This is a genomic window from Colwellia sp. C2M11 (genome assembly GCF_018860915.1).
In the GTDB taxonomy this organism is placed as follows: domain Bacteria; phylum Pseudomonadota; class Gammaproteobacteria; order Enterobacterales; family Alteromonadaceae; genus Colwellia.
In genome coordinates this window covers 346,752-362,729 of the sequence record NZ_JAHKQD010000009.1, presented here as the reverse complement: position 1 = coordinate 362,729, position 15,978 = coordinate 346,752, and the positions used below count along the sequence as shown (strand labels likewise).

The following is a 15,978-nucleotide window of genomic DNA, read 5'->3' as shown; positions in this document are numbered from 1 at the left end:
TTATTATTTTCATTATTTACAGCAACAACATTTGCTGGTTATTTTTCGCCAATGAATGAGTTAGTTGTTAATATATTTACACTAAATACCACAGTAACGATGGCAATAGTGTTAGCCTTTTTTACTTTTGCGACCTACGGTAACGCTGGTTGGATGCGCGAAACAATGTGTTTACATATGTGTCCTTATGCACGCTTTCAATCTGCGATGTTCGACAAAGATACATTAACCGTTTCTTATGATAAAGCGAGAGGTGAAAATCGTGGTGCAAGATCAAGAAAGCAAGATCCTAAAGAAGCAGGCCTAGGTGATTGTATTGATTGTAACTTATGTGTCGAAGTTTGTCCTACCGGCATAGATATACGTAACGGCTTACAATATGAATGTATAAACTGTGGAGCATGTGTTGATGCATGCGACAGCGTGATGGCGAAAATGAACTATGAAAAAGGCCTTATACGATATACAACAGAGCATGAACTCAAGGGTAAAAAAGTTCATTTTTTACGAGGAAAATTAATTGGTTATGCCATTGTTCTAGTTATAATGAGTACCATGTTAGTACTAGAAATAGTTAATCGCGTACCATTATCACTCGACATAATTAGAGATAGAACAGAGCTAGCGAAAGAGAATTTTAATGGTGAAATAGAAAACGTATACACGTTAAAGATCCTTAATATGTCACAAACGGACAATACCTATAGACTGTCTGTAAACGGTATTGAAAATACCCAATGGCATGGTAAACAAGAAGTTTTTGTTGAAGCAGCCACTGTATATACATTACCAATAAGCATCTCAGTAGATCCTTATGAATTAGAAGGCTTTATGACTGACATTACCTTTACTGTTGAGCAGATTTCACCTGAAGATGATGTAAAAGTTGAAAGTGAAAGCCGCTTTTTTAACAAACGCTAAAGAAGCCCGCTTAGGTAATAATATAAATAAATGAGTACTCATGGCACAATTTGATTTTAAATCGCTTTCTCCTGACACTATCATCGATGGTTTGGAGAGTGCAGGTTTTAGCGTAGACAGCGGTTTATTGGCACTTAACAGTTATGAAAATCGTGTTTATCAATTTCATGATGAAAATTTAACTAAGTATGTTACTAAGTTTTATCGACCGCAGCGTTGGGAATTAGCTCAAATTCAAGAAGAGCATACCTTCTCTTTTGAACTTGATGAGCAAGAACTTCCCATCGTTGCGCCACTTAAAAAAAATGGCACAAGCTTATTTGAACATCAGGGTTACCATTTTGCCGTATTCCCCTGCCGCGGTGGCCGAATATTTGAAGTTGATAACTTAGACCAATTAGAATGGATGGGACGCTTTGTTGGGCGTATTCATGCCGTAGCCGCACAAAAACCTTTTGAATATAGGCCGAGCTTTAATACTGATGAGATGCTTTATCAAGCCAGTGATATTATTAAGCAAAGCGGCTTTGTGCCACAAGGCTTACTTAAGCCTTTCTTCACCATATTAGAACAAGTAATTGATATGGCTGCCAGCCAATATCAAGTAAAGCAGCAAATACGCTTACATGGAGATTGTCATGCGGGCAATATTTTATGGCGTGATGAAGGGCCTCATTTTGTAGATTTAGATGACTGCCGTATGGGGCCTGCGATTCAAGACTTATGGATGATGCTTTCGGGAGACCGTCAACAACAATTGTTACAAATTGATACCCTACTAATGGGCTATGAAGAGTTCTTTTCATTTGAATCTTCACAACTTACTTTGATAGAATCATTAAGAACTATGCGTGTAGTTAATTATATGGCATGGTTATGTAAACGTTGGCAAGATCCCGCTTTCCCAAGAAATTTTCCTTGGTTTAATACAGAAAAGTATTGGGAACAGCAAATACTCATGCTTAAAGAACAGATGTGGGCGCTACAACAGCCAGCATTAAGTTTATCACCCACTTGATACAACTTATTAGAATTCAAAGCTTATCGACAAGAGATCCCCGTTGATTTAAGCTAGATTAACTATAATAAATTAGGAATACAGTAATGAAAAAAATCCATCGCTTATTTATGGTGTTATTAATGCCACTTTTAGCCTTATCAATAACGGCTAACGCTGCAAAATATACTGAAGGAGATCAATACACTAAAGTAAGCGAAACGGCTTCAACTAATGTAGAAGTGCGCGAATACTTTTCTGTTTATTGTGGTCACTGTTTTCAGTTTGAACCCATTATGCATGACATTAAAGAACAGTTACCTGATAATGTAAAATTTGAACGTAATCACGTTGATTTTCTTGGTGGTGTATCACCAACAATTCAACAAATGATCACAAAAAGTATTGCGATTGCAGAGCAGTTAGAAAATAGTGACAAGTATATTGGCGCGATATTTAACTACATCCATGTTCAACGCGCTACTATTACAACTGAAAAAGATCTGCGTAATATTTTTGTTTTAAACGGTGCTGACGGTGAACAATTTGATAAGTTATCAAAAAGCTTTAGCGTAAACGCTCATGCTAAAGCCATGAAAAAACACCAAGATGTAATGTCACAAAAACGCGCATTAACTGGCGTACCAACGGTAATAGTAAATGGTAAATACCGTGTTAATTCAGGTGCTTTAGATAAAAGTAACCCAAAAGAAGATTATAAAAACTTAATTAATTATCTACTAACAATTAAGTAATATAATAAAAAGAATAACGAGTTATCATAATGTTACTCGTTATTCTTCTTTTGCTAGAACTAAAAAACGCCAAACTAAGTATTAGTCACAGCAGCCTATATCATTGATACTAATCAGATAAACTACCCAATACATTTTTCTTCGCTTCAGTAAACTCTTCTTGCGTTAAAAAACCTTGTTTTCTTAACTCTACTAGCTTCTCTAGTGCGTTCACTAATACGCTATCTACAACCCTGTCTTGTTGGGGGGTATCAGTGGCTCTCTTGTCGTTATCTAACACTGAAGGCTTATATGTGCTCTCTACATTATCCGTAGGCACTTCTGGTACAGATCTCGTTTGATAAGTAGATAAGCGATTTGATGCTGCTTGCTCATGTAATGAAGCGAGATGAGATTTTTTTTCAACAGTACTCTTTATTTGTTTGGTCGATACAGGCGATTTTTGCTTTCGTATACCTGTATCGTCAGGATTCAGTGATAATGCAATTAACCAACACCAATCAATTAAATCTTCAATAACAGCTGAATATGTCTTTTTGGTAACCCGAGCGCTACCTTTGCGCATATATAAACAAACAGTATAGTTTTTCCCCTGAGTATCCGTAAATAACAAATTGATTTGCCTGATTTTGTCATCCACCATTTTATCTGTTTTTTCTTTATTCAATGCAATACGCAAATTTTGCTCTTTAGCATCATTAAAACCACTATCATTTTCTCGACTAACACGGGTAATTGTCTCGCCATTTAATTTTATTTCCAAATTATTGATATCATTTATATTAATAATAGTATCTACTGTCTTTTGATGTCGATGATACAAGCCTATTTGCTGTTTCGATTCACTTAACTCTAACTGCGCAAATTGTTTTCTAACTATTGCTTTTGCTGATATATTATTACGCTTAAACCAGTAAAAACTACTTCCGATAATAATCAATAGTATTAATAATAGAATATATAAGTGATAACTTGCTTCGCTTTCAGCTGCTATCGAAACAACCTCCTGCTCTAGAGGTAGCTTTGGTTGAACCATAGCTTTAAATACTTGAAAGATACTGCCTAAGGTTTTATCTATAATCAGTACTTCACCATCTCTATTATTAATCACCGCAATATCACTATCGTACGGTAATTGTTCAGCAGAAAATTGCCATGTTTGTTTTGCTTTATTTTCTCCCTTGTCACTTTTGTTAACAGGTGATGCTAACTTTAAAGATTCTATCAGCCAGTTTTTATTTTTCTCTCTCGTTAGTATTAATACATTATTACGTAATGAAGGTAGCTCTGCTCCCCTATATATCATTACACCTTCAACTATATTATCTCCCTGATAAACAATTTTTGTGACATTATTTTCTCGTAAATTATGATTAATACTAATTAAAGATAATACCGACTTATTGTTATGCAGCTGGGAAAGTAGCATATCCTCCCTCCCTTTATCAGGCCAAGTAAAGTGCTTTATATCTTGCCCATTGAATATATAAATTTCGTCTGCAATTTCATTTTCTGCTAGATAAGGGTTGTTCCTTGGTACAGTAAAGCTTCGTAAACCAAACTTTGCTGGGTTTATACGTAAAATAGCCCCTGAATAAAGCGGTTTTTGCCATTTAGACTGACCATTTAACGCAATATAAAGTAAACCAAAGCCATCATTCCATGATTTAGCATAAGGATTAAATGTCATTTGTTTAATCATTAGGCTTTCATCTGGCACTGCTATTCGTAACACTTCTCGCTTAGTCTTCACATTTACTTGTTGATATTTGCTAGAGTGAAATTGCCATTCTGTAATTACGGCATCAAAGGTAAGCGCTAAACTGTTATCACGCTCTTGTATGCGTTTAGTTGCTATGTTTTTATCTAACGGTTCAATATGAGCAGTATAAAAGGTGCCGTAACCTAATTGATCTCGCAAAGCAAAATTAGGGTGCAAGGCCATAGCTGTTAACTTAATTGATGAAGCATTGGCATTATTATCTTGTAAACTTAATACTTGGCGTAATTCAGCCATCTCATCAACAAAGAACATTTGCCCTGTTTTACTAATGATAAAATATTGATTTGTGTTAGTTGGGTGTGCTGTTAACTGTGCCCATTGAACTGCTTCATTTGGGTTAGACTCTAATTGCATTACCGCTTTGAATTGATAATTATTGGTCGTCGCATAGGCATGAACCGATAACAAGCTTAAATTGATAATCAATATAGCGACATACACCCTATGCCAAATTAAATTACAGAAATCATAAATACTATGCATAATTGTTCACTTTATTTTAATATTGTAAGGGTTTTCTGCTTAAATCCTATAATATAAGCGGCTTGCTAGTATGTAGGTAGAGCGAGTATTAGTTAAAATAATACGAATTCAGGCAACATAAATTAAGACAGTAAATGGACTGTTTTAGCTTCTATAAATTGTTTTTTATCCGCCGTCGCTAAATAACTCAATTTACCTTCTACCATAACACTATCATTAACTTTAGCATTATCAACCAAATACTGTGCTTGTTTACCCCACACATGTAACTCTAGGACGACCTGATGACTTAACCAGCATTGCTTATCCACAGAATAATCCTGTTGATTTATTATTATAGTCACTTGCGCTAGGTTTTTATTATTTTGTGTAGTTATCAATTTAGGAGTAGAGCTAAGTTGAGCACTACATAAAATTTGATTAATTGTTTGAGTATAGCCTTTATTAAACTTTTGGATAAAATTTGCATGAACAATAGATAAAGCAGTATTTTTTGTATCGCCACTGGGCTTTATATGGCTTAAGTAGCCGTGAACTAAAAGAATGTCACCCTTTTTAGCCGTTAATAAAGTTTGCTCAACCAAGTCACCTTCAACTCTAACGCTATGGTAACTAGTCCATTCTTTAAATTGATTTGTTTTTTTATCTAACCATTTTGAGCTTGTAGCAAGCGTAATTTCAGTGATTGCAGAGACAGGGTTCGCTCGATAACGAATATCAGGATCGGCAACTAAATTGCCTAGTAGGGTAACAGCACATAACTGTTGGTTTACTGTAGGTGATTTTATTTTATGCATAACAAATAGCTCTTATAGCCTTTTCGGGGAAGTGTTATTTTCAATAATTTTGTACGTTACGCTGCCCTACAAATAATAAAAGTTGATAATCATATTTCAACAGAATACCAAAATAATAACAATTATATTAATCAAATCAACCACAAACTTCACTGTACAATAATAACCAGGCGTTACCCATACTATTGAGTATTAGGTATTTGAGTTTTTTTCATGGTGCGGTAAGCATCAATACTATAAAGCGCTAAAGCTAGCCAAATAAAAATAAACGTCGCAAACTCTGCTAATTGCATTGATTCTTTATAATAAAAAGTAGCAAGTAAAAACATAATACTTGGACCTATATATTGAAAAAATCCCAAACTTGATAATGTTAAGCGTTTCGCTGCAGCGGTAAAGCACAATAAAGGCGCAGTCGTAACAATACCCGCCATTATTAGGGTAAAGTTTAATGAGGCGCTATTTGAGGTTAAATCGGCTGTTGAGCTGTCAATAAAATAGAGCCAATAAAGTATCGCAATAGGCAACATCAATAAAGACTCAATAAGCAAGCCGACAAAAGAATCAACGTGCATTTTTTTTCTGAGTACCCCATAAATGGCAAAAGTACTTGCCAACACTAAAGAAACCAAAGGAAGTGAACCAACTGTAAAAAGCTGTACAAACACTCCAAATCCAGCCAGAACGACGGCAATTTTCTGATTACGTCGTAAACGCTCATTAAAAAAGATCATACCTAGAGCAACATTAAATAATGGGTTAATGAAATAACCTAGGCTGGCATCAAGTAAATGATTGTTATTGATAGCCCATATAAATATCAACCAGTTAACCGCTAATACCGCTGCTGATAAACTCAGTTTGGCTATAACTTTAGGCTGTTTACATAGTTGCATTAGTACTAACCGTTTTTTGCTTAGTAATACTAATAACAATAAAAAGACACTTGACCAAACAACACGGTGCATTAAAATTTCGCCCGCCCCAATATCAATTAGCAACTTAAAATATATTGGTGCAAGCCCCCACATAAAATAAGCTGCTAGTGCATTAGTGACGCCACTGCCTGTTGATGATTTTTGTTGTGAAAGTGCCATAGAGTTCTTTTATGATAATAACTAGCTAGAACAGTATCATAGCACAACATCGAAGATTTCAGTGTTAGGTAATTATATTTACATTCCTAACATTTATATTTTTTGTGGTACTAGCCAACAATATAAGTACCTGTACCAAACGCTATATGTTCGCCAAGTTCATTGTGCATTTCCATACGCGCTACAGCAACTTTACTGCCGCTTCGTATAATATGTGCAGTTACAATAAACTCTTCACCTCGCCCTGGTCGTAAATAATCTGTACGTAAATCTATTGTACTAATTTTTTTTAAACTTTGCTCAATAGTAATAGGGGTAATTTCAGGAAGTTGTTCGATGATATTAGCAACCACAACGGCTCCTCCGGCAAGATCAAGTGCAGACGCCGTTACACCGCCATGAAGGATTTTTTGTATTGGATTACCAATCAGTTTATCACTCCAAGGGAAGCGTACTTCAGATTTTTGTGCATTAAAACGGGTAATTTCCAGACCTAATAATTGATTAAATGGCATATTACCATTCCAAAAAGTAGTCACTTGTTGATACATTTCTTCTTGATTCATTCAAATACACCTTAGCGTTCATTCAAACACATGCTGGTCTGACTTGTTTGAATTAGATTAGCATCATTTTTACAAAATTGGAAAATAATGATGTCACGCCCCCTTCTCTCAGGTAAAATAAGCATTACTATAAATCATTAAAGACTATCTGTTGAATACTGTTACCCTGCCTGCTGCCGCTGAATCTGATCAACAAAAATTATTGCTTGATACCTTAAAGCACTATTTTGGTTACGACAGCTTTCGCTCAGGCCAAGCAGAAATAATCAACAACCTTATGCAAGGGCGAGACTCTTTAGTTTTGATGCCTACTGGTGGTGGTAAATCGTTATGCTACCAACTACCTGCTGTGTTACTTCCCGGTGTGACCATTGTAGTATCTCCATTAATATCATTAATGAAAGACCAAGTAGATAACCTCACACATCAAGGAATTTCCGCAGCTTTTATTAATTCATCCTTAGATCAAAGTACAATTAATGATATTTTTTCAAAACTATCACAAGGTAAAATCAAACTACTTTATGTTGCGCCTGAACGATTAACTAGTCGCTATTTTTTACAAGGGTTAAGTGAATTACCACTGAGTATGTTTGCTATAGATGAAGCACATTGTATTTCTCAATGGGGCCATGATTTTCGCCCAGCTTACACGCAATTACACGCATTAAAACAACACTTTCCTTATGTACCTGTCATGGCATTAACTGCTACGGCAGATGTTACTACACGTAAAGATATACTCACCCAGCTATCATTAAATAACCCATACATTCACTTAGACAGTTTTGATAGGCCTAATATTCGCTTCACGTTAGCACCAAAATATGACGGTGAAAAACAAGTATTAGGTTATGTAAAAAAGCAAGGTGATGATTCTGGTATTATTTATTGTAATAGCCGTTGGCAAGTAGAGAAGCTATCAAAATATTTAGCTGCTTGTGGCATTAATTGCGCGGCATATCATGCGGGATTAGAAAGTGACATTAGAGCACTTGTGCAAGAAGGCTTTACTAAAGACAACATTCAAATAGTCATTGCGACCGTTGCTTTTGGTTTAGGGATTAATAAACCGAATGTGCGCTATGTTATTCATTTTGAACCCCCACGTACATTAGAATCATACTATCAAGAAATAGGCCGAGCAGGTCGCGATGGTTTGCCAGCAGAAGCATTATTTTTAGTAGCTGATAAAGATATTAGTCGTATTAAAAAACGTATTAGTGAAGGTGATAATTCTCAACGCGTTAATGTTGAAATGCAACGTTTTGGAGCAATGAATGCCTTTATTGAAGCACAAACCTGCCGTAGACAAGTGGTATTAAACTATTTTGCAGAATACACACAACAAGGCTGTGGTAATTGTGATATTTGCTTAGACCCACCTAGCCAATTCGATGCAACCGAAGCCTCTCAAAAAGTATTATCTTGTGTTTTTCGTATCAAACAGCAAGGTGATATCAACCATGTGGTGGATGTGCTACGCGGTGAAAAGAAGAGTAAAGTATTACACCAAGAGCACGATAAAGTATCAACATTTGGTATTGGTAGTAGTAAGTCACCTGGCTATTGGTTTGCAATTATTGGCCAGTTAATTCACTTAGGTTATCTACAACAAGATATAGAGCAACAATCAGCCCTTTGCTTAACAGAAGCATCAAGAAGCGTACTGAAAGCAACAGAGCCATTAATGCTTGCGAGCCCACGTTTACAAAAAGCCAGTTACTGGCAAAGTAAAAATCAAACTCAGTCTTATGATAAAGCTTTATTCCGTAAGTTGCGTGAACTTAGAAAAAGTATTGCCGACAGTGAAAATATTGCACCTTTTATTGTATTTAATGATGCTACATTGTCGGAGTTAGCCAGAGTTAAACCAATAAACGCTACTCAAATGCTAACCATTAGTGGTATTGGTGATGTCAAATTATCACGATACGGTAAAGCCTTTATTGAGCTAATCAAAGAAAACACCTAAGCTGCTCGCCCATTAAAAATAACTTCAACTCGCTTTAATTAAGCTTGAACAGTCTCTATCGTTATATTTTATAGTTACATATTTTAAGATAAAAAAGCGCTCAAAAGCGCTTTTTTATAAACTAAGGACAGTAGAAACTAATAAATATATTCTACTTCAAGCTAGCATAATAAGCTGCTAAATCAGCTATATCTTCATCACTTAACGCAGCAGCCATACCTTTCATGGTAGGCTCATCACGTTTGCCCGATTTAAAATCTGTTAGCTGTTTTGCAAGATAAGCTTCTTTTTGTCCAGCAAGGTTAGGATAAATAGGAATAGCCGAAACACCTTCAGCACCATGACATGCCGCGCACACCATTGATTTACCTTTACCAGCAGCCGCATCACCAGCAAAAACAGGAGATGCCATCAATACAGTCGTAGAAAGCGCGAGGATAAGTTTTTTCATAGTAATACTCTCTCTTTAAATATTAAATTTATATTCTGAATTTAGTATAAATAAAATAAGTGATTCTGTCGTTGTTTTTTTGGTTTAATCATATAATCAATATAACGAATTGACGTATATATACACGGTATTATGATACGTTAATCAAACCCAACAACCTAAATGAATTAAATTTATTTCACTAAATGAGAACTCAATGCTACCGATTAAAATACAATCAATTGACTTGATTGATGATCAAATAAGTGTTCTATTTGAAAATACTTGGTTTCAAGAAGATATTCTTGCGCTTAGTCAATTATTATTAAATAAAATACCAAATCATTCTATAAAAGAAACTACCATAGGCGCAGATAGGGAGGATATTCGGTTTTTATGGGCAAATGCTGAACTTATGCTAAATTTTGATTATTATAGCCAATCTTGCTGGTTTAGCGCCCAAGATGAAATAAGTACTACACAAATTCAACCTTTATATGGTGTGCTCACAAATCATGTTTGACCATATATTAATTAGCCGTTGCTTTTTAGGTGATAAGGTTCGCTATAATAGTGAAACAATACAATTAAAGCATCCACTGCTAACCTTATGGCACAAACAAAACCGTCTGATTGCCATATGTCCTGAAGTTTCTGGCGGCTTACCGGTCCCTAGAGAGCCAGCAGAGCAACAACCCGATAGCGATAAAGTCATTACAGTTTCGGGAATTGATGTTACTGAAGCCTTTAATTTTGGTGCAAAACAAGCATTAACATTATGCCGTAAGCACAAGATTCGATTTGCCATTATGAAAGAATCAAGCCCGTCTTGTGGCAGTACACTTATTTATGACGGTTCATTTTCAAATCAAAAAGTACCTGGTCAAGGCGTAACGACTAAAATACTAACTCAGGAAGGTATTCAGGTTTTCTCTGAAAATAATCTGCAAGATTTGTCTGTGTTATTAGATAAATAACAGTTATCTAGCAATTAAATTGAGGAAGGATACTTTTACGACTTCTACTAATAAAATGATTTAAAGATTCCTGATGTCTCATTTCACTAATACCACATGAAATGCTCATTTTTGGTAACCTAATGCCCGACTGCACACTGACAAAACGTAATTTATCAACACCTTGCTTTATTTTTTCCGCTATTTCACTGGCGATACCAGCGTCAATATCAGGCATTAGCACAATAAACTCGTCACTGGCAGAGCGAACAGGTAAACCACTAACATCAACATAGCTAGCTATTTTTTTCGCCATTTTTGATAAAATAACATCGCCAATTAAAGGACCAAATCGCTCATTAAATATTTTAAAATGATCAACACTGATTACAATAGCGGCAATACTTTTATTGCCATCTTCACTTAACCAAGTATCAACATGCTCGACCATAGCTTTTGTATTATATAAACCAGTCACAGGATCTAGATATATTTCTTTACGTACTTCCTCAAGCTCAGCTTCTAACTCTTGTGTTTTTAATTTAGATATTTCTACTTGTTCTACTAATCTTTGTTGTTGGCTTTTAAAAGCCATTGATGCTTGGTGAAGTTTAGCAATTGCTAACCTCACACCATTTTTATTATTCGACATTAAAGCTGGAATACAATCATCGAGTTGGTCGATAAAACTTTGCGAGCCAGAGATAGATTGCTCATAACTTGAGTTAATTTGACTAAAGAGATGTGATAAATCTGAAACAATTTCATTACGAAACTTACTTTGCTCAAGAAAGTAATCTTTATAAAGTTGTTCCATAAAAAAATTATCTAGCACTTTGCCAGATAAACGCAAGTGTTTAATATTAGCAATCAATAGCGGGTTATTGTTTTTGCAATACTCGTAACTAACAGCATAATTGATAGGGTTCACAGGTAAATCCCACTGGTTCAGTTGAGTAACTGCCTGCGACATAGTTTTATTTGCTTGCATTATAGAATCTTGATATTTCAACGGTTTACCTCTATGAAACTAATCATTTAAGCCTAGCGCATTTGTTATACCCACTAACCGAACAAATTGCTCATTAAACAAAATGTTATTCAATTAAGGTAAAACTGATTCTGTAGTATTTACGATAAAATATCTACTAAATTTATTATTAATTTCAGTTACAATGCTAAGACATTACACTGTGTTTTTTAATTAAGTTGATCATAATGAGAAATCTCTTAACCTTACTTTTTGTACTTTTATTACTAAGCTGTAGCCAAACAACACCAGTTCAAAATGAAGTAGAAATCACGACTAGCGATCAACAATTACTGCAGCTAATACAAACGTATCAACAGTTTTACCAAAAAAATAGCCCTTTTAACAAACCTCCGGCAGATAGAAATAACGCAAGGTTACCAAACTTGTCACCCGAATTTTTAGCGCAAGAAAATATAAAGCGTCAAAATATATACAATAACTTAATGAGTATTGATGTAAATGAACTTAGTTTAGACAATCAGATTAACCATGCTGTTTTATCTTACACGCTGAAAAACAAACTCGATAGTTACATTAATAAAGAACATTATATGCCACTTACAGCCGAGTCTGGGTTTCATGTGTGGATTGCTAATATTAGCCAACAAGTTAACCTTAAAAGCGAGCAAGACTATCAAGATTATTTATCAAAGTTGCGTGCTATTCCACACTACTTTGAGCAACAAATTTTCTGGATGAATTTGGGGATAGATGAAAAAATTACTCAACCTAAAGTTGTCTTAAAAGGCTTTGAGCAATCTATTTTAGCATTTATAAAAGAAGATGTTACCGACAGCAGCTATTATACACCTTTTAAAAAGATGTCAGTATTTGTTGCACCTGCCATTCAACATAGCATTCAAAACGAAGCTAAAGAAATTCTAATTGAACAAGTAATGCCTGCTTATCAGCAATACTATGACTTTATGGTCAATCGATATCAACCCAATGCTAGAGATAACATTGCCGCGACTTCATTGCCAAATGGTAAAAATTATTATCAAAACCGTGTTGAACACTACACCACACTAGCAATAACTGCAGAGCAGGTTCATCAAAAAGGTTTAGCTGAAGTTAAACGTATACGAACTGAGATGGATGGCATAATAACAAGGATTGGTTTTAATGGAGACTTTAAAGCTTTTATTGACTTTTTACGCACCGATGAACAATTCTACGCTAAGACCCCGCGAGACTTATTAAAAGAGGCTTCGTACATTGCCAAAAAAATGGATGCAAAATTGCCCTCACTATTTACAAGGTTACCAAGAACGCCTTATGGCGTAATTGAAGTCCCTAAAAATATTGCACCAAAGTACACTACCGGCCGCTATTCTGGTCCCTCTCGCGATGATCAAGCTGGTAATTACTGGGTAAATACTTATCGATTAGATCGACGCCCATTATATGCTTTACCAGCGTTAACCTTACATGAAGCTGTGCCTGGGCACCATCTACAAGGCTCTATTGCCAAAGAAATGCAAAATGTTCCACAGTTTAGAAATCGCACCTATATCTCTGCTTTTGGTGAAGGATGGGGCTTATATTCAGAGTTCCTTGGCATAGAAGCGGGAATATATGAAACCCCTTATCAAGATTTTGGACGCTTAACCTACGAAATGTGGCGAGCTTGTCGTCTTGTGGTTGATACCGGTATACATACTAAAGGTTGGACTAGACAACAGGCGATAGATTACCTTGCAAATAACACCGCCCTCTCATTACATAATGTGCAAACTGAAATAGATCGCTATATCTCATGGCCTGGACAGGCCTTATCTTACAAAATTGGTGAATTAACAATAAAACGTTTACGTCATAGTGCAGAACAAATTTTAGGAGAAAAATTTGATCTACGTGATTTTCATGATCAAATTTTGAAAAATGGCTCTATGCCATTAAGCATGTTAGAAAAAGTTATTGATAGGTATATAATCGAGCAAAAAAATAGCTAAAAATAGCTTGCAGGATGGTCAACAAAGAAGCCACGCAAAGTAAACCGAGAAATAACAGTAGGCTGTGTAAAATAGAAGAGCCCCCACTACATCTAAATTTGGCAGTCCCGCTGTCATAGGTTTCCCATTAGACCGGTTACTTTGCGTCTCTAGCTTTCGCTAGATTTGCCTTTGTCGAGCTTTAGAAGCTCAATTTCATTATAAGCACTGTTTGTTGTTTGTAAACAAAAAACAGACAAAGCAGGACTAATCACGTTAAAATAACAACTACTTTTTTGCTAACACAGTGTTTTTATTCATGTTAATAATTAAAATAAAAGTTATGTTAAAAGCACTTATACCATTATTTTTTCTATTAACGCTGAATTTCAATGCGTTATCTGCTGATAATACATTGTCAGCCAAAGAGCAAATGATTAGCCAAGTAGCGCTGCTTTTCCAACAAGATGCTGAAAAACTCAATTACAATGAAGTTATAAAGTTAAGTAATGAAATCATACTCAATAGAAAACAGTACCCCAAAGTAACCATTGCTAAAACTTATTTATTACTTGCCAATGTAGCCAGTAATGAAGGTGATCTAGAAAGCGCTTATCAGTTCGCCCGAGATGGCATAGCAAGCACTAAAGACAGCAAAATAACACTGCTTTTACAAATAAAGTTAGCCAGTATTCTTTTAGATAAAAAAATTATAAACAATTGCTTATAGAGTCTAAGCACGCGGTATATTTATCACAACAAACAAAAGATATTAAATGCTTATTACTTGCCTTAAGTTATCGCAGCGCTGCTTTTTCCTTATCAAATAAATTTGAAAAAGCGCTAGCGGATCTAGGAAAAGTTGAATATATCTTCGAAAAAAATCCAAGTCTTTCGAAAAATATAACACTATTAACGACTTTGGCTAATGCAAACTTTCATTTAGGAGACTCCCATAAAGCACTCACAATATACCTAAATATTCTAAAGCTGCGTTTTAGCTTAAATAACTTAGAGAATATCGAACAAACTTATTATCATTTAGGGAATGCTTATTATCGCTTAAATCAATTTAACGATGCTTATAATGCCTATTGGGAAGCAGAAAAGCATGCCAAGAAAAAGTCAGCAAATGTTTATGAAGCTTATGCTAGTCAAGGGTTAGGTTTAACCTTATTGCAACAAAAGTATTATGCTAAATCCAAAGTTGAAACGCTTAAAGCCAAAAAGCTATTTTATAAATATAACTTGCCTAAGCCTTATTTAGAAACAATCACTTCATTAGTAATACTTAATAACTTAACAGGTAAAAAACAAACCACCAGCGACTTATTACTAGCCGCAGAGCAAATGTTAATAAATATTGAACTAACCGATGGTTTCAATATTTTATATTCACTGCTAGCTGATTTTTATCATAATAACCAAGATATGGAAAAAGCTTATTATTGGCAAGAAAGATATAGTAAAGCCTTAAAAAAGCAAGTTATACCGGAAAATCATCACCTATTGAATCAACAAATAACCTACAATGATAATGAACAAGAAAATGATACTGCTAATAAAAAAATACAACAACAAGCAGAAGACCTCTCGGATGAAAGTGAACTATCGCCTCCTTCTCTTTTTAATTATATTCAACAACATATGCTTATTTTTGCATTATCCAGTACAATTTTATTATTGCTTTGCCTCATACTATCTTTGTGGTTAAAAAACCGCTCAATACATAGAATAAAAGATGATGAAACTATAGAGAAATCAAACGAGAAAATTACAAAACCGAGACACACAAAGCATATCTACCAAAAAAGTTTCAATATGGCGAGGAAGTATGCCTACCCGCTAACTTTAGGTTATATTGCTATTAGTAATTGGCAAGAGCTAACACGTCGATTTAATAAAAAAATAGTAACTGAAGTGAACAATGAAATAGCGAGCGTTATCATTAAACATATTAATGAATTTGAAAATGCGGGATTAATTCAAGAAGGGGAATACCTATTAATTTTCCCTCACCAAAATAAAGACGAAGTAAGAATAGTGATCGAAAAAATAGTGTCAGCGTTAAAATTACGCTTCTTTGCTAATTTAGGCGATTTTTCCGTTACAATAGTCTACTCTTTCGACAGCCCAAATTTTCAAGACATTGATCCTTATGTATTTCTCTCGCAACTAAGTGATCCAACAAAAATGCTTTAAACGCAAACTTAATACCCTTAACGTATATAAAATAGAAATTATAATAGCG

General features: G+C 34.9%; 15 protein-coding genes and 1 riboswitch. Of the genes, 9 read left to right on the top strand and 6 right to left on the bottom strand.

Translation table 11 applies throughout. The annotated features are described in order from the left end of the window. From ccoG to KO509_RS03485, 3 genes are all read left to right on the top strand, one after another. The coding region (ccoG, locus tag KO509_RS03495) for a cytochrome c oxidase accessory protein CcoG (protein ID WP_215971892.1) at positions 1 to 921 on the top strand (921 nt) is incomplete at its 5' end. 40 nt (positions 922 to 961) lie between these two features. Further along, positions 962 to 1,939 carry a serine/threonine protein kinase gene (locus KO509_RS03490; protein WP_215971891.1) on the top strand — a complete coding sequence of 326 codons (978 nt, stop codon included), beginning with the start codon at positions 962 to 964 and terminating at the stop codon, positions 1,937 to 1,939. Positions 1,940 to 2,025: 86 nt separating this feature from the next. Continuing rightward, positions 2,026 to 2,673 (top strand): thiol:disulfide interchange protein DsbA/DsbL, encoded by a 648-nt coding sequence (locus KO509_RS03485; RefSeq protein WP_215971890.1) that lies wholly within the window; start codon positions 2,026 to 2,028, stop codon positions 2,671 to 2,673. A gap of 109 nt (positions 2,674 to 2,782) precedes the next feature. Here the strand turns inward: KO509_RS03485 and KO509_RS03480 are convergent, their stop codons facing one another. From KO509_RS03480 to KO509_RS03465, 4 genes are all read right to left on the bottom strand, one after another. Continuing rightward, the gene (locus KO509_RS03480) at positions 2,783 to 4,939 is read right to left on the bottom strand and encodes an SHOCT domain-containing protein (RefSeq protein WP_215971889.1); all 2,157 of its coding nucleotides are present in this window, start codon (positions 4,937 to 4,939) and stop codon (positions 2,783 to 2,785) included. A gap of 122 nt (positions 4,940 to 5,061) precedes the next feature. Then, entirely contained in the window at positions 5,062 to 5,736 is a 675-nt protein-coding gene (locus tag KO509_RS03475; RefSeq protein ID WP_215971888.1) for a single-stranded DNA-binding protein, read from the bottom strand. A 182-nt stretch (positions 5,737 to 5,918) separates the two neighbouring features. After that, a complete protein-coding gene (gene rarD / locus KO509_RS03470) occupies positions 5,919 to 6,833 on the bottom strand; it encodes an EamA family transporter RarD (RefSeq protein ID WP_215971887.1) in 915 nt (304 codons plus the stop codon). Positions 6,834 to 6,943: 110 nt separating this feature from the next. Next, complete coding sequence (locus KO509_RS03465; protein ID WP_215971886.1) at positions 6,944 to 7,399, bottom strand: thioesterase family protein; 456 nt, start codon at positions 7,397 to 7,399, stop codon at positions 6,944 to 6,946. A gap of 166 nt (positions 7,400 to 7,565) precedes the next feature. Here KO509_RS03465 and recQ point away from each other — a divergent pair, with 166 nt between their 5' ends. Continuing rightward, complete coding sequence (gene recQ, locus KO509_RS03460; RefSeq protein ID WP_215971905.1) at positions 7,566 to 9,374, top strand: DNA helicase RecQ; 1,809 nt, start codon at positions 7,566 to 7,568, stop codon at positions 9,372 to 9,374. 151 nt (positions 9,375 to 9,525) lie between these two features. On the opposite strand, the gene KO509_RS03455 is transcribed toward recQ, so the two are convergent. After that, entirely contained in the window at positions 9,526 to 9,825 is a 300-nt protein-coding gene (locus tag KO509_RS03455; protein ID WP_215971885.1) for a cytochrome c, read from the bottom strand. A 196-nt stretch (positions 9,826 to 10,021) separates the two neighbouring features. On the opposite strand from KO509_RS03455, the gene KO509_RS03450 reads away from it, so the two are divergent. Beyond that, positions 10,022 to 10,327: a DUF3630 family protein gene (locus tag KO509_RS03450; protein WP_215971884.1), complete on the top strand. Its 306-nt coding sequence runs from the start codon at positions 10,022 to 10,024 to the stop codon at positions 10,325 to 10,327. Beyond that, positions 10,320 to 10,781: a DUF523 domain-containing protein gene (locus KO509_RS03445; protein ID WP_215971883.1), complete on the top strand. Its 462-nt coding sequence runs from the start codon at positions 10,320 to 10,322 to the stop codon at positions 10,779 to 10,781. Before KO509_RS03450 ends, KO509_RS03445 begins: the two co-directional genes overlap by 8 nt. Positions 10,782 to 10,788: 7 nt before the next feature. Here KO509_RS03445 and KO509_RS03440 read toward each other — a convergent pair whose 3' ends face one another. Then, on the bottom strand, positions 10,789 to 11,751 hold the full coding sequence (locus KO509_RS03440) for a GGDEF domain-containing protein (protein ID WP_215971882.1): 963 nt from the start codon (positions 11,749 to 11,751) through the stop codon (positions 10,789 to 10,791). A 227-nt stretch (positions 11,752 to 11,978) separates the two neighbouring features. Between KO509_RS03440 and KO509_RS03435 the strand changes: the two genes are divergently transcribed. The 3 genes from KO509_RS03435 (at position 11,979) to KO509_RS03425 (ending at position 15,929) form a co-directional block, all read left to right on the top strand. Then, positions 11,979 to 13,748, top strand: coding sequence for a DUF885 domain-containing protein (locus KO509_RS03435; RefSeq protein ID WP_215971881.1), 1,770 nt, complete (start codon positions 11,979 to 11,981; stop codon positions 13,746 to 13,748). Positions 13,749 to 13,845: 97 nt separating this feature from the next. Continuing rightward, a riboswitch (cyclic di-GMP riboswitch) is annotated at positions 13,846 to 13,928 on the bottom strand. 142 nt (positions 13,929 to 14,070) lie between these two features. Further along, the gene (locus KO509_RS03430; RefSeq protein WP_215971880.1) at positions 14,071 to 14,457 is read left to right on the top strand and encodes a hypothetical protein; all 387 of its coding nucleotides are present in this window, start codon (positions 14,071 to 14,073) and stop codon (positions 14,455 to 14,457) included. Beyond that, positions 14,448 to 15,929: a hypothetical protein gene (locus tag KO509_RS03425; RefSeq protein ID WP_215971879.1), complete on the top strand. Its 1,482-nt coding sequence runs from the start codon at positions 14,448 to 14,450 to the stop codon at positions 15,927 to 15,929. Before KO509_RS03430 ends, KO509_RS03425 begins: the two co-directional genes overlap by 10 nt. Positions 15,930 to 15,978: the final 49 nt, after the last annotated feature.